This is a genomic window from Aquabacterium sp., from assembly GCF_036273115.1.
Lineage (GTDB): Bacteria > Pseudomonadota > Gammaproteobacteria > Burkholderiales > Burkholderiaceae_C > Aquabacterium.
The window spans coordinates 273,424-296,684 of record NZ_DASUIN010000002.1; the positions used below are offsets into that span (position 1 = coordinate 273,424).

The window sequence follows — 23,261 nt, forward strand, 5'->3', positions numbered from 1 at the left end:
AGATGAGTTGCCTTCAGGCCATTGACGATGTCATCGTCCAGTTCTACAGATCGGCGTCAGGTGAGCAACCATGGGGCGTAGCTCTCGAACATTTGCGTTTATTGCTTGACGCGCGAGTGGTCACGTTGCACGGCCTGTCAAAGACCAGCAGAACCGTCGCATTCAGTTTTGAGGTGGGGGACATGTCCCCACAAGCAGCGCTTGACTTCATCCGTCGCTATCACCAGATTGAGCCAAGAACGCCTGTGCTGTTGATGCAGCCCGTTGGTCACGTAATGAGCTGCCATAAGCATTTCAGCGAAGAGTTCGTTGCGACAGACCCCTATCACCAAGAGTTCTTGATTCCTTACGGCCTACGGTATTGCACTGCGATCAAGGCTTATGAAGACAGCGACACGGTGGTGCTGTGTGCCGTTCATCGAGGGACGACGGCTACGCCAATGACGAGCGACGATGAAGCAGTGATGCATCGACTCGGGAGGCATTTGGAGCAGGCTCTGTCGATGCATCTCTCGATGCAGCCCTTGACAGGTGCCATGTCAGTTGGATTGGATGCTCTGAGACGCTTGCCCTACCCAATTTTGCTGTTGGACGAGACACGTCGCATCGTTTTCGAGAATGCCAAGGCCAGTGAGTTGCTCAAGGGAACACATCCCATTCGTTGTCATGACAACTTGCTTGGAGGTCCAGACCGTGATGGTGACGCTCAAATTTTGCTGGCGCTCAGAAGTCTTGGTCTATCCGGTGGTTCGTATCCGGGGGATCAGCCTGACTCGGTTGCTGTGAACAGGTCGTTTGTGCGCTTATCCAATAGGCAAGGTGATTGGATCGGCTTGCATTGTTATGCGTTACGAGCGAGCGAATCAATGGGGGCTTTCGGTTCGAAAGACCTGGCACTGGTCATGCTTCATGCACCAGAGGCGACGTTGGAGACGGATCCTTTTGTGGTGGCGGCAATGTGGGACTTGAGTCCGGCCGAGGCGGGCGTATTCATGGCATTGGGGCAAGGGATGAGCGCTGATGAAATAGCACTGGAGCGAGGGGTTTCATTGGCGACCATACGCACGCAGATTCGGGGGGTGATGACCAAAACAGGTGCGAACCGCCAGGCGGAACTGGTAAGCCTTCTGGCATGCATGCCGCGTCGATTGGGGGTAGGCACATGACCGATTCTGACCTGGATGACATCATCATCGATTTCTATCGGGCATCAAGCGATCAGGTTCCGTGGGGGGTGGGCCTGGAAAAGGTTCGACAGCTTCTGAGTGCGCAAGTTGTGAACCTGTACGGTGCCATCAAGAGCAATGGAGCGATGGCCTTCAGTTTTGAGGTTGGGGAAGCGAATCCAGAGGCGGCGTTGGACTTCATTCGGAAATATCACCAGATTGATCCGAGAGCGGCGCTGGTTATGAGCAGCCCTGTCGGACAGGTGTTGAGTTGCCATCGCCATTTTGATGAAGCGTTTGTTGCCCAGAGTCCCTTCTATCAAGAATTTTTGATTCCCTATGGCGGTCGGTATTCCTCGGGGATGAAAGTCTATGAAGACAACGAGCAAGCGGCCATTTGGGGTGTTCATCGTCCCAATGGGGCAATGCCTGTGAACGAATACGAGGAGGATCTGATTCGTCGATTGGGAATGCACTTGCACAATGCCGTCACCATCTTCATGAGGCGCCGGGAGGCCATGCAACCGGCTGCGCTAGGGCTAGAACTGCTGCAACGCATGCCTCAGCCCATGTTGTTGCTCGACGAAACCCGTCGAATTGTTTTCTGCAATCCCTCTGCTCGCGATTTGTTAAACCGGGAGCAGGTGTTGTTTGATAAGGGTGGGCTGCTCAGTGGATCGTTGCTTTCGGATGATGCGCAACTGTTGATCGCTCTTCGTTCGTTGGGTTTGTCATCCCGCTCTTATCTCGGGGGGGAGGCTTCGGAAAAAGTTTTCCTCCGCATGATGGGGGCAACGGGGGGGTGCTGGGGAGTCTACCTATACGCGATGCGGCCCGACACATCGCTGGGTGCATTCGGCTCAAAGGGCTTGGCTTTGGTGTTGCTTCATGATCAGCTTCACCATGACAAGCTGGATCCTTTCGTTGTCGCGGCCACATATGACCTGAGTCCCGCTGAAGCGAGAGTGGCAATTGCGTTGAAAGAAGGCTTGTCTGCGGAAGCCATTGCGTCCAAGCATGGGGTTTCCCTGAACACCATACGAACACAAATTCGTGCGGCCATGGAGAAGATGGGCGTATCTAGGCAAGCACAACTGGTTCGACAACTCGCTTCCATGCCACCGTCCTTGATATGACCAAGGCGTGGACGATATTGCGCATGTCCACTGGTTTTGTCGCTTAATGGCTGCGGTGTTGATCGTAGGTCACGAATTCCTGGCCATCGGGAGGCAGGCGCAACCATTCAGGATGGCTCAGAGTGTGGCGAATGTCTTTCAGCCCCGTGTGCCAGTGCGTTTGCATGGTCTGGAAGCTGAATTCGTAGTCTTTGGCATGGCCCTCCCATTCCTTGTCCTGGTAGATCAGGTGAATGACAGCGTACTGCCTGGAGCAGGCTTCTTCTGCAGCCTGACGGCACCAGGGGTTGGTCTGCCGATCTTTTTCCGGGATCAGTTCCAGCAACTCGCGCAGCAGGTGCCGGTTGCGTTGCTGGTGCTGCATGATGTCGGTGATGGCGCGGGTACGGCTGGAGTACTGAATGTCCTTTTGCCGCTCTTGCGCGTCGAACACATTGGTGGGCAAGGGGCCTTTGGCGCTCCACAGGTCCACCTGGAAGGTCAGCGTGTTGCGACGCGGTGAAGCGTGCAGTACCTCTGCCAATGGCGTGTTCGAGACGAGGCCGCCGTCCCAGTAATAGCGGCCCTGGACTTCGACGGCTGGAAAGCCGGGTGGCAGGGCTCCCGAGGCCATGAAGTGCTCGGGCCGCATGCAGCCTTTGGCGGGACCTTGAGTGTTGTCGAAGTAGGTGAAGTTACCAGTCTGAACGTCAACGGCCCCCACCGACACGCGCACCACGCCAGCGTTGATGCGGTCGAAATCGACAAAGCTTTCCAGCGTGGACTTCAACACCGAGGTGTCATAGAAACTCACGTCCGTGACGGGCTCATCCAGTGCCAGCCAAGGAGAAAGGCCCCGTGGGCAGAAGAACCCGTTTTGTCCCATAGTCAGGGTCAGCCCTGCTTCGACCGCACTGCGTACTTTGCTGATCGGGGTGTGAAGGGTTTGAGCGAACGGTATGCTCGGCAAGGCCCCTAGCGACAGCCCGCGTGGCGGACTGCAGATGGTTTCCCAAAATCCCTGCAGTCGCGATAGGCGGTGTTCGGGAGCATTGCCGGCAATGATGGCACTGTTGAGTGCGCCAATTGAAATGCCGGCAACCCAGTCGGGTTCTATGCCCGCTTCGAGCAAGCCTTCAACCACACCGGCTTGGTAAGAACCTAAAGCGCCGCCGCCTTGCAGCACCAAGGCGACGGTATCCCATTCACCACAAGGCGAAGAGGGTAATCTGGACGACGAGGGTACTGCGCGAGAGTGGGAACTCATGGCGAGTCCTTTCGCGGTGGAGCAAGTGGTGGCTGTCAGTATGGCAGCGACGTCGCAGGTTCACAAGCGCCGTTGGCGAGGGCCTGCAGGATGTGCCGCAGCAGTGACCAGGTTCGATCCACGGCCTTGATCTCCACCGCTTCACCTGGCGCGTGCGCGCCGCGGATGGTGGGGCCAAAGGACACGATATCCATGCCCGGATATTTGGCAGCAATCAAGCCGCATTCCAGTCCAGCGTGAATCACCTGCAGGTGAGCGTCTTGGCCATGCAGTTGTCGGTACACGGCCTGGCACTGCGCCAGCAAGGGTGAAGCCGGGTTGGGTGCCCAGCCAGGGTATTGGCCACTGGCCGAGGCCGAGGTGCCCGACAGTTGGAACAGGCTGATGATCTGGTCGGCCAGCGCATTGAAGCCTGACTCGATCAGTGACCTCACCATGAAGTTGCACGAACCGTGCGCAGGTCGCACATCGACCATGCCCAGGTTGTTGGAGGTTTCGACCACGCCGGGCACCTTCAAGCTCATGCGTTGCACGCCATGGGGGGCGGCATTCAGGCTGTTCAGCCAGATGGCTTGTTCTGCGGTCGACAAGATTTGGGTGACGCCTTCTGCGGCTTGGATGCGCAAAGCCAGCTTGGGCTCGATGTCCGACCATTCTTGAATCAGCAGGTCTTGCCATTGCTCGACTGCGGCAGCGATCGACGTTTGATGCTGGGCAGGAACAGCCAGGGTGGCAAATGCTTCGCGAGGCAGGGCATTGCGCGCCGTGCCGCCTTGCAGGCTGGACAGGCGGACATCGAACCGCTGGCTCAAGTCCAACAGCACACGCACCAGCCATTTGATGGCGTTGCCCCGGCCTTCATGGATGTTGACACCCGAGTGGCCGCCACGCAGGCCTTGCAGGCTGATCTTGAGTGGCACGTAGCCATCTGGCAAAGACTGCGCTTGCCCGGGCCGCTCGACATTCACGTCGACTCCGCCCGCGCAACCCAGGTAAAACTCGCCCCACTCTTCGGTGTCCAGGTTCAGCATCAGTCTGCCTTGCAGCAAGCCCGGTTGAAGACCGTGTGCACCGCCCATGCCGGCTTCTTCGTCCACCGTGAACAGAGCTTCAATGGGGCCATGTTTCAGTCCGGTGTCTTCCAGCACGGCCAGCATCATGGCCACGCCCATGCCGTTGTCTGCACCCAGCGTGGTGTCGGGGGCTTTCACCCAGCCATTTTCGACCACCGCGCGAATCGGGTCGCGGGTGAAGTCATGGTTCGAGTTGGCGTTCTTCTGGCAGACCATGTCGAGGTGTGCCTGTAGCACCACGCCAGGTGCCGTCTCACAGCCCTTCGAGGCAGGCTTGCGAATGATCAGATTGCCAGCCGTGTCAATGATGGTTTCGAGTTGACGCGCTTGTGCCCAGTGCTGCAGATGGTCACGCAGGGGCCCCTCATGTTTCGATGGGCGCGGAATCTGGCACAGGGTGGCAAAGTGTTGCCAAACGATGGTGGGTTGCAGGTTCTCGAACATCGGGCAGGCTGGGGTGTGGGTGCGTGAGTACGGTGTCAGGCTTCGGCCAGGGCCTTGGCAATGCGCTGGCGGTTCACGGTGGGCCGGGGCACGCGCACGTCAAACCAGCTGCGCACGTCGGAGTCCAGCCCCACGCCATGCATGAAGTTGTAGATGGCCTTTTTCAGGGCGCGGCCCATGGCATCGTGGTCCACCCCGGTCGGGTCGATGAAGGCGATGTCATTCTTGGCAAAGGACACGGGCGGCAAGGCCTGCAGGGTCACGCCGTATTCCTCGGGGTTCATGCCCACGGGCGAGTGCACAGTGCAGGCAAAACGGTGAAAGAAGCCGCTTTGAATGCATCCGTTTTCAAACAGTTGGCGCACGTATTCCAGCGCGTCGACGGTGTCTTGCACGGTTTGGGTGGGGAAGCCGTACATGAGGTAGGCATGCACCAACACGCCCGCCTCGGTGAACGAGCGGGTGACCTTGGCCACCTGTTCGACCGACACACCTTTTTTCATCAAGGCCAGCAAGCGGTCAGACGCGACTTCCAGCCCGCCTGAAATGGCAATGCAGCCACTGTCGGACAAGAGTTGGCAAAGTTCGGGGGTGAAGGACTTTTCAAATCGGATATTGCCCCACCACGAAATCTGGACTTTGCGTTTGATGAGTTCGTGCGCCAACGCCTTGAGTGCCTTTGGTGGCGCCGCTTCGTCGACAAAGTGAAAGCCGGTTTGCCCCGTTTCTTTCACGATGGCCTCGATGCGATCGACCAGGATCTCGGCCGTGGCGTTTTCGTATCGGCCGATGTAGTCCAGGCTGATGTCACAGAAACTGCATTTCTTCCAATAGCAGCCGTGCGCGATGGTGAGCTTGTTCCAGCGTCCGTCTGACCACAGTCGGTTCATGGGGTTGAGCATGTCCAACAGCGACAAATACTCGGTCAGGGGCAGGCCATCCCAGGTGGGTGTGCCCACTTCGGTAAAGGGCACATCGGGCTCGGCCCAGTTCATGTACTTGACTTGACCTGATTCGGCGTCGCGCACAAAGGTGCGCACCAGTCGTTGTTTGCTGCGCTTGCCTTGCAGGTGCTCGAGCAGGGCCAGCAGAGGGCGCTCACCGGCGTCCAGCGTGACGAAGTCGAAGTAGTCGAATACGCGGGCTTCGCTCAGTTCACGCAACTCGGTGTTCACAAAGCCGCCACCCAGCGCGGTATGGATGTGCGGGAAGCGGGCCTTGATGGTCTGTGCCATCCGGAAGGCTGCGTACACATTGCCGGGAAAGGGCGTGGACACGAGCACGAGTTGGGGCTGGTGTCGCTCGACTGCCTCGACCGTTAATTCCGCCAAGAGCTTATCGACCAGATTGGACGGGGCTTCCAGCGCGTCGGCCAAAGGGTCAAAGGAGGCTTGGCTGGCGGCCAGCGATTCGGCGTAGCGCACGAACTGAAAGCGTTCATCGACCGCATCGCGCAGCACATCGGCCAGGTCGTTCAGGTACAGCGTGGCCAGGTGCTTGGCGCGGTCGTGCATGCCCAGCGAGCCAAAGGCCCAGCCAATCGGATCTTCGCCTTCTTCGCCCACGGTGTAGTGCTCGATGGCGTCAAAGCGAGGCCCCTCGGGCAGAAAGCTGCGATTGCAGATGCGGTGCCCCAAGGTGGAGTCTTTGCCCTGCAGAAACCTCAGGGTGGGGCCAATGGTGTCGGCATACCGTTCAAACTGTTCTTCGAACGATTGCAGGGCGGGCGTGCGCGCTTTGCGGGGCACGGCCTTGACGCGGTCGAGCACGGCCTGCAAGCCCTCGCGGGTGAACAGGCGCAGCACCAGTTTCAGGGCCAGGTCGTCCTGAAAGGCCGGCACACCGCGGGAGCGCAAGAAGCCAGTGAGGTAGGCGGTAGACGGGTAGGGCGTGTTGAGCTGTGTCATCGGGGGGATGAGCGACAGCACGCGAATGGCTGCTTTCTCCGTCGCACTCGCCATCACAGGAAGCGCTCCAACAGCTTTTTGGAATGCTTGTCGAGGTCGCGCCAATTGCCGATGCGAAATTGCAGACCATTGCTGCTGGAGATCAGCAGCTGACCCTCGCCCAGACGGCGGATGTCGTCTTCGGATTTCAGCACCAATTGGGTCGGCCCCCGGTCTGTGTCGACATCCCAGGTGCTGGGGGTAGAGAAGGTGGATACCTTCAAGATGCGAGCCACCGTGGGCGTGAACTCACGAATGGCCAGGTCTTCTTCGATCAGGCTGCGCGTCGCTGCTGGCAGGTCAGCCAGGCGCGAGACCCAGGCCAGCTCGTGGCCGTCGGTGCTGACCAGGGACAAGCCTTCCTCGGGGGCCGCAATGGGGAAGGCGCGTACGGGGGTGACGCCCACGTGTTCGACGCCCTCAGCATCGACATAGACCAGCTTGCCAAACGTATTGCGGCTGAGTTTCAAGTTAGCGCTGTTGGTGTTCATGGGGCCGCTCCTCAAATGGCGTCTTGTTCGGCCTTGCGAGCCTGGGCTTCATACAGACGCCAGTAAGCGCCTTGTTGGGCCATGAGTTCGTCGTGCGGACCCACTTCTACCACTTGGCCGCGGTCCATCACCACAAGTCGATCGGCCTTGCGCAGGGTAGACAAGCGGTGGGCAATCGCGATGGTGGTGCGGCCTTGGACCAGGTTGTCCAGCGCCTTCTGGATTTCCTTTTCCGTTTCGGTGTCCACGGCCGAGGTGGCTTCGTCCAGGATCAGGATGCGGGGATTGATCAGCAGGGCGCGCGCAATCGAAATGCGCTGGCGCTCGCCGCCGGACAAACCTTGGCCGCGTTCACCCACCAACGAGTCGTAACCTTGAGGTAGACGCAAGATGAACTCGTGCGCGTGGGCCGCGCGCGCCGCAGCGATGATTTCTTCGCGTGTGGCGTCCGGCTTGCCGTAGGCAATGTTTTCGGCAATGGTGCCAAAGAACAGGAAGGGCTCTTGCAGCACCAGGCCAATGTTCTGGCGGAAGTCCGACACGGCAATGCGGCGGATGTCGGTGCCGTCGATCTTGATGGCGCCGTCGGTCACGTCATAAAAGCGGCAGATCAGGTTCACCAGCGTGCTCTTGCCGCTGCCGCTGTGGCCGACCAGGCCGATCATTTCGCCGGGTTTGATGTCCAGGCTGAGGTTGCGGATCACGGTGCGGCTACCGTAGCGGAAGCCAATGCCATTCATTTCGATGCGGCCTTCGATCGGGCCCAGTTTCACTGGGTTGACCGGATCGGGCACGTTCGAGACGTGATCGAGGATGTCAAAAATACGCTTGGCGCCAGCCGCCGCCTTTTGCGTGACGGAGACGATGCGGCTCATGGAGTCAAGCCGGCCGTAGAAGCGCCCGATGTAGGCAATGAAGGCGGTCAGCACACCCACGGTGATGTGGTTTTGCGAAACCTGCCAGATGCCGAAGGCCCACACCACCAGCAGACCGATTTCGGTCATCAGCGACACGGTCGGCGAAAACAGCGACCAAGTCTTGTTGAGCTTGTCGTTGACTTCCAGGTTGTACTGGTTGGCGGCGCGGAAGCGGTTGGCTTCGCGCTTTTCCTGGGCAAAGGCCTTGACCACGCGGATGCCGGGGATGGTGTCAGCCAGCACATTGGTGACTTCACCCCATACGCGGTCAATCTTCTCGAAGCCGGTACGCAGGCGGTCGCGCACCAGATGAATCAACCAGGCGATGAAGGGCAGGGGCACCAGGGTGACCAGCGCCAGCCAGGGGTTGATGGACACCAGAATCGCGGCCGTCATGGCGATCATCAGCACATCGGTGGCGAAATCGAGCGCGTGCAGCGACAGGAAGACGTTGATGCGGTCGGTTTCCGAGCCGACGCGGTTCATCAGGTCACCGGTGCGCTTGCTGCCGAAGTAGTCGAGCGACAGGCGCAGCAGGTGTTCGAAGGTGGTGGTGCGCAGGTCGGCACCGATGCGCTCGGACACCAGCGCCAGCACATAGGTGCGCGCCCAGCCCAAGGCCCAGGCGAACAAGGCCGAGGCCAGCAAGCCGCCCAACAGGCCGCCCACCAGCATCGGGTCGATTTTCTGGCCGTTCTGGAAGGGAATCAGCACCTTGTCCATTAAGGGCATGGTCAGGTAGGGCGGCACGAGTGTGGCGGCGGTGGAGCCCAGGGTCAGCAAGAAGCCCAGCAGCAGTTGCCACTGGTACGGCTGGGCAAAGCGCCACAGGCGCAGCAGCACCCAGGTCGAGGGCGGTGTCTGGCTTTCGCGGTTGCAGACCGGGCACTCTTCGGCGTCGGGCGGAATCTGGGCATGGCAAGTGGGGCACACGCCGGCTTCGTCTTCCTCTTGGGCTTGCCCGGATTGCTGAGCGGCCTGCTGACGTTCGAACTGTTCCACCAACCGCATGGCGGCACTGTGCTGGTCCAGCGTGAAACGCCACAGGGCGATACGCTTTTCCGTATCATGCAATTCCAGGGTGCCCACCCCGGCGTGGTCGTGGTGCTTCAGGCTCAACCCGGGGTGCAGATCCCAAGTTTCCCAACTGGTGCCACCCGCCTTGAGCGACAGCAATCTCTGGTTGCTCAGGACCAATTCACCACGGCCAAACTGGAGTTGCAGGTCCAAGTCAACCGAAAATGATGCTAAAACGTTTTCACCTACAGCCAGCGGTATCGGCTGCGAGGGGCGAAGAGTCTCTTGTGAAGGGTGTGTGAGCATGTGTTTCCCGTATCAGGCTCCCTATTTTCGCCCAATGCCGCCGGCACAACCGAGTTTCAAGAGATCCCGCTGGGTATGAGTCAGAAGAACGACATCAAGCTGTTGCGTATCAATTACCTACGCGGCCCCAATATCTGGACCTACCGATCCGTCCTGGAGGTCTGGCTGGACCTGGGCGAGTTGGAAGACTTCCCGTCCAACAAGCTGCCAGGGTTCAACGAGCGCCTGATTGCGCTGTTGCCGGCCCTGGAAGAACACCACTGCGGTGTGGGTGAGCGTGGCGGCTTCATCCAGCGTCTGCAGGAAGGCACCTGGGCCGGTCACATCCTCGAACACGTGGTCATCGAGTTGCTGAACCTGTCGGGCATGCCCACAGGTTTCGGTCAGACCCGCAGCACTTCGCAGCATGGTGTGTACCGCATGGTGTTCCGTGCTCGCGACGAGCAGGTGGCGCGCGTGGCTTTGGCCGAAGGGCATGCGCTGTTGATGTCTGCCATCAACGACCAGCCGTTTGACGTGACTGCCGCGGTCACCAGAATCCGCGCCCAGATCGACGATTGCTACCTGGGCCCCAGCACCGCTTCCATCGTGGGGGCTGCCGCCGACCGTGGCATTCCCCATATTCGCCTCAATGATGGCAACCTGGTTCAGTTGGGGTACGGCAAGGCTCAGCGCCGCATCTGGACCGCTGAAAGCGACTTGACCAGCGCCATCGCCGAAGGCATTGCGGGTGACAAGGATTTGACCAAGTCCCTGCTGAAGTCTGTTGGCGTGCCTGTGCCCGAAGGCCAAGTGGTCAACAGCCCGGCGGAAGCCTGGGAAGCCGCGCAAGACATCGGCCTGCCGGTGGTGGTGAAGCCGTCTGACGCCAACCACGGCCGTGGGGTGTCGCTGGAGCTCTCCGAGCAAGCCGACATTGAAACGGCCTACGGCATTGCCGATGCCGAAGGCAGCGACGTGATCGTCGAGCGCTACATCAAAGGCGATGAACACCGCCTGCTGGTGGTGGGCGGCAAGGTGGTGGCGGCCGCGCGTGGCGAGAGCCTGTGGGTGACTGGCGACGGCGTCAGCTCGGTGGCCCGACTGATCGACCTGCAACTCAACACCGACCCGCGTCGAGGCGAAGAGGAAGAGTTTCCGCTGGAAACCATCATCCTTGACCGCGAGCCAGCCATTCGTCTCTTGCTGGAGCGCCAGGGCCTGACCGGTGAGTCCGTTCCGGCCGCAGGCCAGCGTGTCCTGATTCAGCGCAACGGCAACGTGGCCATTGATTGCACCGATGAGGTGCATCCCGACGTGGCCTACCTGGTGGGCCTGGCTGCCCGAGTCGTAGGCCTGGACATCGCCGGCATTGATCTGGTGGCGCAAGACATCTCCCGCCCCTTGCTGGAGCAGGGGGGCGCCGTGGTGGAAGTGAACGCCGGCCCCGGTTTGCTCATGCACTTGAAACCGGCCGAAGGGCTGCCCCGCCCGGTTGGCAAGCACATCGTCGATCACTTGTTTGACGAAACCGAGTCGGGACGCATCCCCATCATCGGTGTGGCGGGTTCGCGCGGCGTGGCGGAGGTGTCGCGCCTGGTGGCCTGGCTGCTGCAGTTGAGCGGTCGCCATGTGGGGCTGGCTTGCCGTGGCGGCTTGTTCCTGGGTTCGCGCCGGGTTGACAGCGCCAACAGCGCCACCTGGGCGGCCGGCCATCGTCTGCTGATGAACCGCGAAGTCAATGCGGTGGTGCTGGAAAACGGGGCCCCGTCCATCTTGCAAGACGGTTTGGCCTACGACCGCTGCCAGGTGGGCGTGGTCACCGATCTGGATTTCGAGGCTTCGCCCGAATTGGCCAAACACGACGTCAATGATGCAGCGCAGCTGTTCCGTGTGCTGCGCACCCAGGTCGATGTGGTCTTGCCTGAAGGCACAGCCGTGCTGAACGCCGACAACGAGCGCCTGGTCGAAATGGCCAGCCTGTGCGACGGGCAAGTCATTTTCTTCGCGGTCGATGGCCAGAATCCTGCCGTGGTGGCACACCGCGCCGCTGGGGGACGTGCCGTGTTCCTGCGTGACCAGCACATCGTCATGGCCCAGAACGGGGCCTACGAAACCCGATGTATTCACGTCAACAGCCCGGCGGTTCAGAAGATGGTGCAGGCCACCAGTCAGGCCGAAACAGAGCGGGTCTTGCTGGCCGTGGTGGCAGCCGCCTGGGCCATGGGCATCACACCCGAACTGATCATTGCCGGCATTGAGACCAGCGAGCAGGCTCCCAAGCCTGCCCGTTGAGAGTGGGTCTGCCGAGAGATTTGAAAGATACGCTGATGGAAGTTTCCCGTATCCGGGCCCTGCGAGGCCCCAACCTCTGGAGTCGCCATACCGCGATCCAGGCCATCGTGACCTGCACGCCACAAGAGTGCGATCTGGCCCAGTTGCCTGGGTTTGAAAAGCGCTTGCGCGAGCTGTTCCCTTCCATGGGGGCCCTGCGCCCTGATGGGCGCCCTGGGCAGATCGGTTTGGCGCATGCGCTCGAAGCCGTGGCCCTGGCCCTGCAGGCGCAAGCAGGGTGTCCTGTGACCTTCAGTCGCACCGCCGCCACGGTGGAGTCCGGTGTGTTTCAGGTCGTGGTCGAGTACAGCGAAGAAGACGTCGGTACCCAGGCCTTCGAGCTGGCCGAGGCCCTGATCCAGGCCGCGCTGACGGGTGGTTCGTTTGAAATCGACAAGGCGCTGGACCAGTTGCGTGAGCTGGATGAAGACGTGCGCCTGGGCCCTAGCACCGGCTCCATCGTGGAGGCCGCCGCAGCCCGTGGCATTCCTTGGCGTCGTCTGACCAAAGGCAGCCTGGTGCAGTTTGGCTGGGGCTCCAAGCAGCGCCGTATCTGGGCGGCCGAAGTCGACAGCACCAGCGCTGTGGCCGAGTCCATTGCGCAAGACAAGGACTTGTGCAAGCGCTTGCTGGCTGCCGCTGGCGTGCCCGTGCCGATTGGCCGTCCGGTGACCGATCTGGAAGACGCCTGGGCTGTGGCCTGTGAAATCGGTGTGCCCGTGGTGGTGAAGCCTCAAGATGGCAACCAGGGCAAGGGCGTGACCGTGAACGTGGTTGACAAGGACCACCTTGCCATCGCTTTCAAGGCGGCTGCCGAAATCGGTACCGTCATGGTCGAAAAATACCTGCCTGGGGCCGACTACCGCTTGCTCGTGGTGGGCGACAAGCTGGTCGCTGCCGCGCGACGCGACCCGCCCCACGTGATCGGCGATGGCGTGCACACCGTGCGCCAACTGGTTGAAAAGGTCAATGCCGATCCCCGTCGTGGTGATGGTCACGCCACCTCGCTGACCAAGATCCGATTCGACGACATCGCCATTGCCCGTCTGGCTCTGCAAGACCTGCAGCCCGAATCCATTCCGGAAAAGGGGCGTCGGGTGATCTTGCGCAACAACGCCAACCTCAGTACAGGCGGTACCGCCACCGACGTGACCGACGACGTTCACCCCGAGGTGGCCGCTCGCGCCATTGCGGCGGCCCAGACTGTGGGCCTGGACATTTGCGGCGTGGATGTGATGTGTGAAAGCGTGCACCGCCCCCTGGAGGACCAGAACGGTGGCGTGGTGGAAGTGAACGCGGCACCCGGCTTGCGCATGCACCTGTCGCCGTCGTACGGCAAGGGGCGCAATGTGGGTGAGGCCGTGGTCTCGCACCTCTACAAGCAGGGCGAAGACGGCCGCATTCCCGTGGTGGCCGTGACCGGTACCAACGGCAAGACCACCACCGCACGACTGACCGCGCACCTCATTGCCACCAGTGGCTTGCGGGTGGGAATGACCAACACCGATGGCGTGTATGTCAACGGTCGCCAGATTGACAGCGGCGATTGCAGCGGCCCCAAGAGCGCTCGCAATGTGCTGATGCACCCCGATGTGGACGCGGCTGTGTTTGAAACCGCGCGCGGCGGTGTGCTGCGTGAGGGCTTGGGTTTCGATCGCTGCCAGGTGGCGGTGGTGACCAACATCGGCGCGGGGGACCACCTCGGGCTGAACTACATCACCACCGTGGAAGAGCTGGCCGTGCTCAAGCGCGTGATCGTGATGAACGTGGCCGAGAAGGGGTATGCCGTACTCAACGCCGCCGACCCCATCGTGGCGGCCATGGCGCCCAAGTGCCCGGGGCAGGTCATTTTCTTTGCGCGTGACTTCCATCATCCGGTTCTGACTGCGCACCGTGCACAAGGCAAGCGTACCGTGTCGGTTGACGGCGACTGCATCGTGGCGGCCGAAGGCAGCTGGCGCGAAAGCATTCCACTGCGCGACGTACCGCTGACTCGCAATGGAACCATCGGCTTCCAGGTTGAAAACGTCATGGCCTCGGTGGCTGCCGCCTGGGCGGCCGGCATTGATTGGGACAGCATCCGCAACGGCGTGGCCAGCTTCGTCAATGACGCTGACAACGCGCCGGGTCGTTTCAACGTGATGGACTTCCGTGGCGCCACGGTCATTGCCGACTACGGCCACAACCCGGATGCCATGCGCGCCCTGGTCGCGGCAGTCGAAGGCATGCCAGCCAAGCGCCGCTCCGTGGTGATCAGCGGGGCGGGTGACCGTCGAGATGAAGACATTCGCGAGCAAACCGCCATTTTGGGCGAGGCCTTCGACGACATCATCCTGTTCCAGGATGCCTGCCAACGTGGTCGCGCCGATGGCGAGGTGCTCAAGCTCTTGCGTGAAGGCTTGCAGCAAGCCTCTCGGGCTTCGCATGTGGAAGACGTCTACGGCGAGTTCCTGGCCATCGATACCGCTCTGAATCGACTCAACCCGGGCGACCTGTGCCTAGTGCTGGTCGATCAGGTCGAAGAAGCGCTGGCGCATCTGGCCCGTCGCTCCCAGGAAGGCTGAGGCCTCCTGCGGGAAGTTTTGCCGCGATCAGGGTGGCCCTCCTTGGCAAAACCTGAGCAGGCGTTGTAGCCTTGGTGTGGGGATGATCCCCATGCCGAGGTAGTCATGCTCAGGTCCTTGTCAGACGCCGCCCTCAGCCAGTTATTGCTCGACGATGCGCCCTATGGCGACATGACCACCCAGGCCCTGGGCCTCAATGGTACGCAGGGGCACCTGACCTTTGCCGCCAGCCAGCCTATGACCGTGTGCGGGGTGGAAGAAGCCCAGCGCCTGTTTGAACTGGCGGGGGCCACAGCCCACATTCACGCCCCATCGGGGCGCCACGTGCTCGCCCAGGCCGAGTTGCTGCTGGCGCAAGGCCCGGTGGCCGCCCTGATGCTGGCCTGGAAAACGGCGCAAACCCTGATCGAATCCAGCAGCGGCATTGCCAGCGAGGTGGCTCGCATCGTGACTGAGTTGCGTGCAGCGGGCCTGCAGCAGCCCTTGGCCTGTACCCGCAAGGCCTTTCCCGGTGGGCGAGCGCTGTCTTACAAAGCCGTTCAAGCGGGCGGAGGCATGCTTCACCGGCTGGGGCTGTCTGATGGGGTGCTGCTTTACCCCGGGCACCGCGTCTTTCTGGATGCGAGCGTGGACGACATGGTCGGTCGCCTGCGCAAGGCGCAACCCGAGCGCAAGATGGTGGCATTGGTCAGCAGCCTGGAAGAGGCCATGACGTTTGCGTTGGCCGGCAGCGATATCTTGCAATTGGATGGCTTCACACCGGAAGGCGTTCGCCAGACCCGGCTGGCCTTGCATAACAGCCGTTTGCATCCGACCTTGGCGGTGTCTGGCGGGGTGACGGCAGCCACCGCGGTGGCTTATGCCGAAGCGGGGGCGGATGTGTTGGTTAGCTCTGCGCCGTACCAGGCCCCCCCCAAAGACATCGAGGCCAGCTTTTCTCGCGTGTTGAGTGCCTGATCGACCCAGTTGCCTCAGTAATTGACGACGTAGCGGTAATTGCGGAAGCGGAAGACCGCCGATTTCAGCTTGATCTGCTCGAGGCTCAGTTCCGGGTTGATCTTGTCGCCCTCGTGCAAGACCTGGCTGTTGATGATCAGCACGCGCTGAGAGGGGGTGTCAGAGTACATGGCCCCACCAATCGTGATGGTGGGCAGTTCGCGCCGAACCGACTCAGGCAGTTCCTGCACGGTCATGATTCGGCCTTCGTCGACTGCCTTCGGCTGAGTTGGGGGGGCGGTTGCCTGAGGGGCGGCCCCCAGAATCGCGCGGGCAGACGAGGCTGATGGGGCTGCCGGGGGCGTTGGCTGCGGTGCAGCGAGCGGGTTCACTGGAGGAAACACCCCAGGTGGTGGCGTGATGGCAGCCGTCTGAGGCCGGGGCTCGGCAGGCAGCGTCGCCGTGTTGGCTGGCGGCACCGTGGGTGGAACTTGTCCGGCGGTTTGGTTGTGGCTCGTCGCGATGGGCTCGGTTGGTACCGACTGCTGCGACATTGCCAGCGGTGGTGGTGCAACATCAGCGGCAGGTGTCGGGGCGGCCGAATCGGAGCGGCCCCAGAACATGACCAGCAAGGTCACGGTGAGCAAGCCAGCCAACACGGCCACGGCCCAGATCAACTTGCGGTTGATGCCCTGAGGCGTGGGCTCACCCACTGCCGGAAGGTGCGGTTGTGCATGCAGGCCGGGAACTTCACCGCGCTCCCGTTCCGAGTCGGCTTTGCGCAGGGCATCAAGGATGTACGACATGGGGGCCTTGCAGTTGGGGTTCGGCCACGCCCAGGGCGCGGTTCAGTTGCATGAAAGTGGTCGGGCCGGCCACGCCATCGGGCTGCAGGCCCTGGGTGAGCTGGAAGGCATGCAGCCGGGCTTTCAATTGCGGGTCGAGCTTCTGCTTGCCCACCGGGGGCGGTTCATGCTGGATCACCGCCAGCTGCTGGGCAAGCCATTCCACAACCGGCCCCGACTGACCATCGCTCAGTTTGCCTTTATAGCCCTCGGGTGTCTGCCACAGGGTGCCGAAGTCACCCCGCCACATGCGTGACAGTTCGGCCAGGGATAGGCGATGGGTTTGATCACCAATCTGCACCTGGGCTTGCTGGGCAGACAAGCCGACGAGCAAGCCATAGGCGGGCTTGCCTTCCTGGTCGAAGAGGGTCAGCACGGCAGGACGGTCGAGCAGCTGGACCAGCCCGAGGCCGCTGTTCGATCGAAAGCAGGCCAGCTGTTGCTTGGCTGCCTGTACGCAAGGGTCATCCCCTTCGGTGACCAGGCCCCATTGCTGCCCCAGCAGTCGCCAAGCGTCCTTCTCTTGTCGAAGGGCCGGCGCAAAACCAGCCGACCAGTCGAATGGCGTCGGCGTCGACGCGCGCAGACCTGCGGCCGCGCCGGAGGCGGCTGTCGTGCCGGGATTTGATGCCGCGGTCTCAACCAAAGGGGAAGACGAAGTCGTTGTGGCCGACGATGCGGCAGAGGCCAGAGGCTGAGGCGCGGCCACGCTGCCTTGAGGGGGCTGCGCCTGGCTGTGCTGGAAGGAGCCCCAGGCCCCGATGCCGATGGCCACCGCACATGCCGTGCCTGCAGCCAGCCAGGGCCAGCCCGGCAAGCGCAGCCTTTTCGGGAACCCGAGCCATTTGCCGGGCGAGCGGTGCGCCCGCGTGGCCGGCCCGAGGAGCTTGCCCGGTTGCAGTTCAAATACCTCGCGGGCGGCTTGCACCACGATGTCCTCGCTGACGACGGGCTTGCCTGTGGCGTAAGCCCCGAGCAAGGCCCGGTCGCATAGCAGGTTGATGCGGCGAGGCACCCCTCGGGTTACCTGATGAATGCGACGCACCGCTGCCGCATCAAACAATGTGCCGGCTTTGAGCCCGGCCACGCCTAGGCGGTGGGCGATGTATTGGCCTGTTTCGGCCTCGGACAAGGCTTCCAGATGAAAGCGGGCAATCACACGCTGCGCCAGCTGTTCCAGTTCGGGGCGCGCCAGCATCTCACGCAATTCAGGTTGGCCGATCAAAATGATTTGCAGCAGCTTGCGTTCGCTGGTCTCGAGGTTGGTCAGCAAGCGCAGTTGCTCCAACACGTCTGACGAAAGATTCTGTGCCTCGTCGATGATCAGCACATTGTTCTGGCCCACGGCGTGGGTGCGCAACAGGAACTCGTTGAGGCGATCCAGGTAAGCCTTGACCGTGGCTTGCGCCGGGTCCAGGTCTTCACAGGGAATGCGGAACTCCTGGCAGACCGACTGCAGCAGCTCCAGCACCGTCAGCTTGGGGTTGAAGATGTAGGCCACATTGCAACGGCGCGGGATCTGCTCTAAAAAGCAGCGGCACACCGTGGTCTTGCCGGCACCGATCTCGCCCGTCAGCAGCACAAAACCGCCGCCCCCGCCGACCCCATAAAGCAAGTGCGCCAGGGCTTCCCGGTGGCGTTCGCTCATGAACAGGTAGCGTGGGTCTGGTGCGATGGAAAATGGCTCTCGCTTCAGGCCGAAGAATGACGCGTACATGCCGCAAGAATAGCGTGTTCTGCCGGCCCGAGGGCATGGGTAGACTATCGGTATGGGATCAAGCAAGGATGCACACCATCATGGGCCGGGTCGGTACTCCGTGCCCAACGCGGCCGAGCAGGGCGAAAGTGTGCCTCTGCCTGACGCCACAGGCACCTGGATCGTTGACACCAATGTGATCCTGGTGGCCAATGGTCAACACGAAGACGTCGACTCCGCAGCGCAGCAGATTTGTTCGCGTTGGTTGCAAGCCCTCATGCAAACCGGGCGTGTGGCACTGGATGCCGGGCATGCTGTGCTGGGCGAATACCTGCACAAGACCCACGCCAGTGATGGCCAGGGAGTGGGTGACGTCTTCTTGCGCTGGCTGTTGCACGAGCAAAACAACCCGGCTCGGGTCGATCTGCTTGAGTTGCCACAAGACGAATCAGGCCGCTTTACCCACTTTCCGGTCGACGAGCGGCTCAATGCCTTTGACCTCTCTGACCGCAAGTTTGTGGCCTTGGCGGTGGCGCATCCGGAGCACCCTGCCATCTGGCAGGCCACTGATTCCAAATGGCTGGACTGGGCTGCAGCCTTGCGCGATCATGGTGTGAAGGTGCAGTTCCTGTGCCCCCGCACCATTGCCGCATTTCATGACAACAAATCGCCCCGTTGAATTCAACGGGCGCATGGATTCAGGTAAGTCGATGACCGAATTTTTTCGCTTTCCTCATACCCCGCACATCGCCTGGTTGGCGCAAGGGCAGCCGCGTGATGACAAGGTCTTGTCGATCGATGAAGCCAAGGCCCTGCTGGCGCACGAAGTGGTGGTGGAAGAAAAGCTCGACGGTGCCAACATGGGTATTTCGTTCTCGCACGAAGCGGTGCTTCATGTCCAGAACCGCGGGCAGTATTTGAATCGCCCTTATGGCGGGCAGTTCTCTCGCCTTGATGAATGGCTGGCCTCGCGCGAAGATGAGTTGTTCGATGCCCTGGGCAGCCATCTCATGCTGTTCGGTGAGTGGTGTGCGGCCCAGCACTCACTCGACTACGACACCTTGCCCGACTGGTTCATGGCCTTTGATGTGTATGACCGCCGGGAGCAACGTTTCTGGAGCACCCGCAGGCGCAATGAACTGGCCGACAAATTGGGCGTCAAGGTGGTGCCACGTGTCAGCCGTGGCTTGACTGACTTGCCCGCCTTGACTCAATGGGTGAAGGAAAAGAGCAGCCACTATCGCCAGGGCAATCTGGAAGGGGTGGTGATTCGATACGAAGACGAGGACTGGCTCTTGCAGCGCGCCAAGCTGGTTCGCCCCGATTTCGTTCAAAGCATTGAAGAGCATTGGCGCAGCCGCGCCTTGCAGTGGAACCGGATCAGCTGGGAATGAGTGATCTGCATCCTTGTCAGACCTGTGGCGCCTGTTGTGCGACGTTCCGGGTCTCCTTTTATTGGGCTGAAGCCAGCGATGCGCCCGGTGGCTCCGTGCCCGTCGCTTTGACGGAACCCGTCTCGCCGCACTTGCGGTGCATGAGGGGCACGCGAACCCATCCGGTTCGGTGTGTCGCTCTGGAGGGGCAGGTCGGGCAGTCGGTGTCTTGCGGTATTTATCCCTTGCGCTCGTCCACTTGCAAGGAGGTCGAATTGGGTGATGCGCAGTGCATCAAGGCCCGCTTGGCCCATGGCCTGCCAGCGGTGCCAGCAGGTCATCCAGATCTTCCGGTGTGAACCAGCTGGGGCCGCTGTGATCGGACCCCAGAACGGCATCGGCCAGATCTGATTTGCGCTGCTGCAGCGTTTGGATGCGGTCTTCAATGCTGCCTTCCACCACCAGCTTGTAAACGAACACCGGCTTGTCCTGCCCGATGCGGTGGGCGCGGTCGGTGGCCTGGCGCTCGACAGCCGGGTTCCACCATGGGTCGATGTGGATGACGGTGTCAGCAGCCGTCAGGTTCAGGCCCACGCCACCGGCCTTCAGGCTGATCAGCAGCAGGGGACACAGCTCGCCCTGGAAACGATCAATGATGCGAGCCCGCTCTGCTGTGGGCGTGTCGCCTGTCAGCAGCAGCGCGGTTTGTCCGATCTGCTGCAGTTCGGCCGCCACGATCTGCAGCATCTGGGCGAACTGCGAAAAGACCAGCACGCGGCGGCCCTCGGCAACGAGCTCGGGCAGGGTGTCGAGCAACCAGTGCAACTTCACGCGTTCCATGCGCGCAGGGAGGTGGCGGCCCTTGAGCAAATAGGGGTCGCAGCACACCTGGCGTAGTTTCAGCAGCGCATCCAGAATGGTGATTTGCGAGCCTGCAAAGCCCTGGCGGGTAAGGGCTCGGCGCACGAAATCGTCGGCGGCCACGCGCACGCTTTCGTACAGATCGCGCTGTAAGCCGGTCAAACGCAGGCGCGTGACGATCTCGGTCTTGGCGGGCAGTTCGGTGGCCACCTCTTCTTTGCGCCTGCGCAGCACAAAGGGGCGAATGCGTTGCGCGAGCAACTGCGCCCGCAGGGTTTCGCCGTTCTTTTCAATCGGGTCGCGCCAACGGCGTTGGAAGGTGCCGGCATCGCCCAGGAAGCCTGGCATCAGGAAGTCGAACTGCGCCCACAGTTCACCCAGGTGATTTTCCATGGGGGTGCCAGTCAGGCACAGGCGGTGTGTGGCCTGTAGTTCGCGCAAGGCCAGGGCACTGCGGCTGCGCGGGTTCTTCACGGTTTGCGCTTCGTCCAGAATCAGCAAGTGAAACCGAATCGCCTTGAGCTTGTCGATGTCGCGCCAGATCAGCGGGTAGGTGCTGATGATCAGGTCGGCGTGATCGATCTCGTCGAGTCGGCCATCGCGGTCGGCACCATGCAGCACCAGCACGCGCAGATCCGGCACCATGCGGCGTGCCTCATTCACCCAGTTGAACACCAGCGAGGTGGGCATGACGACGAACGCGGGCCGGGTGAGCCGACCGGCTTCTTTTTCGGTCAGCACATGGGCCAGGGCTTGCGCTGTTTTGCCTAGCCCCATGTCATCGGCCAGAATGCCGGCCAAGCCGGCTTGACGCAAATGCTGCAGCCAGGCCAGGCCTTGCTGTTGGTAGGGGCGCAAGGTAATGGTCAGCCCTGTTGGTGCGCCTGGCGTGTTGAGTGCCTGCGGCGGGCGCAATCGTGCCATCAGCTCTGACAGGCGGGCATCGCAATCCCAATGCCACTGGCCATAGGCTGCAACCCGGTGGCTCAGCGAGGTTTGCAACTCGGCTTGCATCCGCTCCAAGCGAGCCACATCCCAATCTGACACCACACAGGCCGAGTCTCGGTACAGAGGTTCGAGCAGCAACTCCAGCATCTGGCTGACGATGGCCTTGATCGGGCCCGCCTGCGCCGGGATGCGCTTGCCGCCCGGCGCACGCAGCAGCACGGTCGCGTCATCTTCCATGGCGGCCACGGCACGCGCATCCAGCCAGCGGGCATCCCGTTTGATCAGGTCAGCCAGCAGGGGGGCCAGGTCCAGCCGCTCGCCGTCCAGCATCACGCCCATGGTCACCAACCACGAGCCTTGTCGGCCGGGCAAAGCCAAGGGGCTGACCTGAATGCGCCAACCCTCCGCGTCTTGTGGGTGGTGGGCAAACCCCGGGGCCAGCTCTATGTGCCAGCCCCGTTCCTTCAGTTCGGGAAGGTGCTCGGCGCAAAACTCGGCAAAGTCATCCTCGCGTGTCAGGGTCCACCACTGGCGGCCTTCTCGGCGAGCCTGTCTGGCCAGTTCTTCGCTGCGCCATTGCAAGGCCGAATGCGGCACACGAACCAGGCCCAGTTGCAGGGCCAGATAGGGTGCCTCTGGTTCGATCTCAACCACCGTGACCTCGTTGCCGCGTGGCCCGACTTTGTCAAAAGGGGCCATGCCCAGCAAACCATCGCCGCGGTTCAGCGTGCGCAGGGTCATGCGCCACACGGGTTCCGTGCGTGGAGAGGAGGTCGGGCGAGGCGCAGAAGGAGAAACGGGTGGCATCGAGGCCACATTGTGACCGCAATGCCACCCGCAGGTGCAGGCGCTTCAGCGCAGGTCGGAAGGCTTATTCCAGAACCAGGTCTTCGGTGCGCTGGCGAGGTTGGCTGGGGAACGCGTGGCGAACAATGCGCCAGATCACGGTCGAGAACTGGCGGGTGAATGAGCCGTTGCTGTAGTACTGGCCATACCGCTTGCAGATTTCCTGAATCTCGGGTGCCATCTCCACGTAGCGGTTGGCGGGCAGGTCAGGGAACAGGTGGTGTTCGATCTGGAAGCTCAGGTTGCCAGACAGCAGATTCAGGATCTTGCCGCCACGCAGGTTGGACGAACCACGAATCTGACGCAGATACCAGTGCGCGCGGGTTTCGTTCTTCAAGACGCTACGGGGGAAGGTTTCCACCGTGTCCGTGAAGTGGCCGCAGAAAATGATCGAGTAGGTCCACAGATTGCGGATGCCATTGGCAGCCAGGTTGCCCAGGAAAACCGGCAGGAAGAAGGGGCCTGCCAGCAGTGGGAAGATCACGTAGTCTTTGACCAACTGACGGCCAGCTTTGGTCAAGGTGGGCTTGGCCTGACGGTACAAAGCCTTGCCCGAGATCTTGCCCAGGAAGTAGCGACCGATGCGCAGGTCTTGAATGGCCACGCCCCATTGGAACAGCAGCGCGAAGATCACGGCATAGATGGGCTGGAACAGATTGGCCGGGTGCCACTTCTGTTCCGGGAACAGGCGCAGCACGCCGTAGCCGCCCACGTCATCGTCCATGCCATGGATGTTCGTGTAGGTGTGATGACGGAAGTTGTGGGTCTTGCGCCAGTTATCGGCTGTTCCCACGATGTCCCACTCGTATGTCTTGCCTTGCAGGCGCGGGTCACCCGTCCAGTCAAACTGACCATGGATGATGTTGTGACCCACTTCCATGTTTTCGATGATCTTGGACAGACCGAGTAGCAGGGCGCCCAGCACCCACAGTGGAGGGAACCAGCCTGATGCCACCAGAACGGCGCGGCCAGCTACTTCCATCCAGCGCTGCAGGCGCATCACGCCACGGATATAGCGCACGTCGCGCTCACCCAGGTCGGCACGAACACGGTCACGCAAGGCGTCAATTTCAGCGCCGAACTGGTTCAGTTCTTCGGGCGTCAGCGCCCGGTGCTTGGGAGAGGGGGCAGTCATGA

17 protein-coding genes are annotated in these 23,261 nt (G+C 61.6%); 8 read left to right on the forward strand and 9 right to left on the reverse strand.

All coding sequences use genetic code 11. From position 1 onward, the window contains the following. Nucleotides 1-2: 2 nt before the first annotated feature. Together VFW72_RS01990 and VFW72_RS01995 are read left to right on the forward strand one after the other, a co-directional pair. Entirely contained in the window at nt 3-1,166 is a 1,164-nt protein-coding gene (locus VFW72_RS01990) for a helix-turn-helix transcriptional regulator (RefSeq protein ID WP_329672580.1), read from the forward strand. Continuing rightward, nucleotides 1,163-2,302, forward strand: a complete 1,140-nt coding sequence (locus VFW72_RS01995; RefSeq protein WP_329672581.1) for a LuxR C-terminal-related transcriptional regulator — start codon at nt 1,163-1,165, stop codon at nt 2,300-2,302. Before VFW72_RS01990 ends, VFW72_RS01995 begins: the two co-directional genes overlap by 4 nt. Before the next feature lie 43 nt (nt 2,303-2,345). On the opposite strand, the gene VFW72_RS02000 is transcribed toward VFW72_RS01995, so the two are convergent. The 5 genes from VFW72_RS02000 to VFW72_RS02020 are packed head-to-tail and all read right to left on the reverse strand — an operon-like array spanning nt 2,346 to nt 9,742. Continuing rightward, a complete protein-coding gene (locus VFW72_RS02000) occupies nt 2,346-3,548 on the reverse strand; it encodes a patatin-like phospholipase family protein (RefSeq protein ID WP_329672582.1) in 1,203 nt (400 codons plus the stop codon). 35 nt (nt 3,549-3,583) lie between these two features. Next, a complete protein-coding gene (locus VFW72_RS02005; protein WP_329672583.1) occupies nt 3,584-5,065 on the reverse strand; it encodes an aminoacyl-histidine dipeptidase in 1,482 nt (493 codons plus the stop codon). 35 nt (nt 5,066-5,100) lie between these two features. Beyond that, complete coding sequence (locus tag VFW72_RS02010) at nt 5,101-7,026, reverse strand: B12-binding domain-containing radical SAM protein (protein WP_329672584.1); 1,926 nt, start codon at nt 7,024-7,026, stop codon at nt 5,101-5,103. Continuing rightward, on the reverse strand, nt 7,026-7,502 hold the full coding sequence (locus tag VFW72_RS02015; protein ID WP_329672585.1) for a DUF1854 domain-containing protein: 477 nt from the start codon (nt 7,500-7,502) through the stop codon (nt 7,026-7,028). Before VFW72_RS02015 ends, VFW72_RS02010 begins: the two co-directional genes overlap by 1 nt. An 11-nt stretch (nt 7,503-7,513) precedes the next feature. Continuing rightward, a complete protein-coding gene (locus VFW72_RS02020) occupies nt 7,514-9,742 on the reverse strand; it encodes an ABC transporter ATP-binding protein (RefSeq protein WP_329672586.1) in 2,229 nt (742 codons plus the stop codon). 75 nt (nt 9,743-9,817) lie between these two features. Here VFW72_RS02020 and cphA (VFW72_RS02025) point away from each other — a divergent pair, with 75 nt between their 5' ends. From cphA (VFW72_RS02025) to modD, 3 genes are all read left to right on the forward strand, one after another. Continuing rightward, the gene (gene cphA, locus VFW72_RS02025; protein WP_329672587.1) at nt 9,818-12,016 is read left to right on the forward strand and encodes a cyanophycin synthetase; all 2,199 of its coding nucleotides are present in this window, start codon (nt 9,818-9,820) and stop codon (nt 12,014-12,016) included. Nucleotides 12,017-12,051: 35 nt separating this feature from the next. Further along, nucleotides 12,052-14,619 carry a cyanophycin synthetase gene (gene cphA / locus VFW72_RS02030; RefSeq protein WP_329672588.1) on the forward strand — a complete coding sequence of 856 codons (2,568 nt, stop codon included), beginning with the start codon at nt 12,052-12,054 and terminating at the stop codon, nt 14,617-14,619. Between the two features lie 105 nt (nt 14,620-14,724). After that, complete coding sequence (gene modD / locus VFW72_RS02035; RefSeq protein ID WP_329672589.1) at nt 14,725-15,576, forward strand: ModD protein; 852 nt, start codon at nt 14,725-14,727, stop codon at nt 15,574-15,576. 14 nt (nt 15,577-15,590) lie between these two features. Here modD and VFW72_RS02040 read toward each other — a convergent pair whose 3' ends face one another. Continuing rightward, on the reverse strand, nt 15,591-16,361 hold the full coding sequence (locus VFW72_RS02040; protein WP_329672590.1) for a general secretion pathway protein GspB: 771 nt from the start codon (nt 16,359-16,361) through the stop codon (nt 15,591-15,593). Beyond that, nucleotides 16,345-18,117, reverse strand: coding sequence for an AAA family ATPase (locus VFW72_RS02045; RefSeq protein WP_329672591.1), 1,773 nt, complete (start codon nt 18,115-18,117; stop codon nt 16,345-16,347). The genes VFW72_RS02040 and VFW72_RS02045 overlap by 17 nt, the downstream gene beginning before the upstream one ends. 52 nt (nt 18,118-18,169) lie before the next feature. On the opposite strand from VFW72_RS02045, the gene VFW72_RS02050 reads away from it, so the two are divergent. Genes VFW72_RS02050 through VFW72_RS02060 form a run of 3 tightly spaced genes read left to right on the forward strand, consistent with a single transcriptional unit; the run spans nt 18,170 to nt 19,828 of the window. Next, a complete protein-coding gene (locus VFW72_RS02050) occupies nt 18,170-18,775 on the forward strand; it encodes a hypothetical protein (protein ID WP_329672592.1) in 606 nt (201 codons plus the stop codon). Further along, entirely contained in the window at nt 18,753-19,490 is a 738-nt protein-coding gene (locus VFW72_RS02055; RefSeq protein WP_329672593.1) for an RNA ligase family protein, read from the forward strand. The genes VFW72_RS02050 and VFW72_RS02055 overlap by 23 nt, the downstream gene beginning before the upstream one ends. Next, nucleotides 19,487-19,828 carry a YkgJ family cysteine cluster protein gene (locus VFW72_RS02060; protein WP_329672594.1) on the forward strand — a complete coding sequence of 114 codons (342 nt, stop codon included), beginning with the start codon at nt 19,487-19,489 and terminating at the stop codon, nt 19,826-19,828. Before VFW72_RS02055 ends, VFW72_RS02060 begins: the two co-directional genes overlap by 4 nt. Here VFW72_RS02060 and VFW72_RS02065 read toward each other — a convergent pair. After that, nucleotides 19,764-22,085 carry a DEAD/DEAH box helicase gene (locus VFW72_RS02065; protein WP_329672595.1) on the reverse strand — a complete coding sequence of 774 codons (2,322 nt, stop codon included), beginning with the start codon at nt 22,083-22,085 and terminating at the stop codon, nt 19,764-19,766. The genes VFW72_RS02060 and VFW72_RS02065 overlap by 65 nt on opposite strands. A gap of 64 nt (nt 22,086-22,149) precedes the next feature. After that, nucleotides 22,150-23,259: an acyl-CoA desaturase gene (locus VFW72_RS02070; RefSeq protein ID WP_329672596.1), complete on the reverse strand. Its 1,110-nt coding sequence runs from the start codon at nt 23,257-23,259 to the stop codon at nt 22,150-22,152. Nucleotides 23,260-23,261 lie beyond the last annotated feature (2 nt).